Raw genomic sequence first — 1710 nt, forward strand, 5'->3', positions numbered from 1 at the left:
GACTTCCCTCGACCATCGAGCGCACCGGCAACCCGGCCGGTCACTCCCACACGCCCTGACCCGCGTCCAAGATCATCGGGCTGGACCGGCCGGGCACCGAGACCTCGTCGGTGGATCAGGGCTCAGAACTCGCATTCGGTCGACATCGACGGAGCACTAATTCGGAGCGCGCGCCTGCAACTTGCTCCGTGGACGATGTCCGATGTTGAAGCGGCCCTGAGCATCTTCGGTGACGGAGAGGTTTCTCGATGGTTGGCGCCGGCCATGGACCGTATTCCGGACATGGCCGCCATGCAGCACCTGGTTTCCAGGTGGGTCGCAGACAGCGCCGCCATCGAGCCACCGCTCGGTCGTTGGAAGGTCACTGATCTCGCCGGCGGCCACACCGTCGGCGCGGTTTCCTTGCTGCCTTTGCCTCCCGACGACATCGACTTCGAGATCGGCGTCCAGATCGCTCGTGGCTGGTGGGGGCATGGCTATGCCGGTGAAGCCGGCGAGGCGATCGCCCACTACGCCTTCGACGCCGGCGCCGACGAGGTCTTCGCCGTTTCGCGTCCGGCGAACCAACGCGCCGCGGCCGCCGCGCGGCGCATGGGGATGGACTGGGTCGGACAAACCGACAAGTACTACAACACGAGGCTTGACGTGTTCCGTTTGCGTCGATACGACCTGGACGTACCGGCGGTCGCGGCGTCGCCGGAATCGGAGCAGACGGATGAACTCACTGACATCTGACTGATTCATACCGGCGCAAGTTCATAGCACCCTGGAGGAGACATGACCATGCGTGGAACCCTGTCCGGTCGATGCGGCACCTTCACGATCGGAGGTCACCCGATCACTCGGCTCGGACTCGGGACCGCTCAAATGAGTGCGTCCGGCGTGTGGGGCCATCCGAAGGACGCCGCCGAAGCGACACGGGTGCTCCAAGAAGCGGTCGATCTTGGCGCGCGCGAGATGGATCACACGCTCGACCTCAACTCAGTGACGATGACCGCAGTGAGCTCGACCTTGCCCAGTCGTAGCAGCGCCCGCGGGTCTGCCCACTGCTCAAGCACGGCAAGGTCGGCCTGGCCCAGATCGCCGGTCAGCGGTGTCAGCGGCATCAGCTGCCGGACCAGGTCTTTGAGGCGGACCTTGGGCTCAGCAGCCTGCATGGTCAACCGGTCGCAGGCACGTACCCGCCGGTCCGACGCAGCCCGCTCACCTGTGGGCAGCGTCAGCGGCGTCAACCCGTCCGGGTCGACCAGCGGCAACCGGGCCAGGGTGTCCGCGTCGATCCCGTTGCTCTTCGCGTGCCGCGACAGGAACCGGCGCAGATCCGCCGCCTTCTGACTCGACACCCGATACACGGCATGGCCTCGGGTACTGAAGAAGACCGCGATCGGCAGCCACGCCGGCCCGGTCGGTTCCATCACCACCGCCAACCGGGTCCCTCGGGCGCACCGGCCAAGGCCGCATGTTCGATCACCGTCAGACTCGCCACGCTCGGTTCACACCGGCGCCGGCATACCTCCCGCCCCGAACCGTCAAGGACCCGAACCGTATGCGCCGAGGCGATACCCAGATCGATACCCACCAAACGTCGCTGCACGTCCACCGTTCTCCCATCCCTGAAGACCAGCCTGCGTCGCTCCAGCCGGCCGCGTCGGGCGGCGAACATGCACGGCCACGGTCCCAAGGAGGCAGAGCCCGACAACGGCTCCCACT

At 66.5% G+C, this 1710-nt stretch carries 1 protein-coding gene and 1 pseudogene; one reads left to right on the forward strand and one right to left on the reverse strand.

All coding sequences use genetic code 11. The features are described from left to right. Positions 1–174: 174 nt before the first annotated feature. Positions 175–735, forward strand: coding sequence for a GNAT family N-acetyltransferase (locus ABD901_RS58495; protein WP_345145034.1), 561 nt, complete (start codon positions 175–177; stop codon positions 733–735). Between the two features lie 227 nt (positions 736–962). On the opposite strand, the pseudogene ABD901_RS58500 reads toward ABD901_RS58495, so the two are convergent. Beyond that, positions 963–1430 (reverse strand): annotated as a pseudogene (locus ABD901_RS58500) (IS110 family transposase); the annotation flags it as partial. Positions 1431–1710: the final 280 nt, after the last annotated feature.

The organism is Dactylosporangium darangshiense (genome assembly GCF_039537565.1).
In the GTDB taxonomy this organism is placed as follows: Bacteria; Actinomycetota; Actinomycetes; order Mycobacteriales; family Micromonosporaceae; genus Dactylosporangium; species Dactylosporangium darangshiense.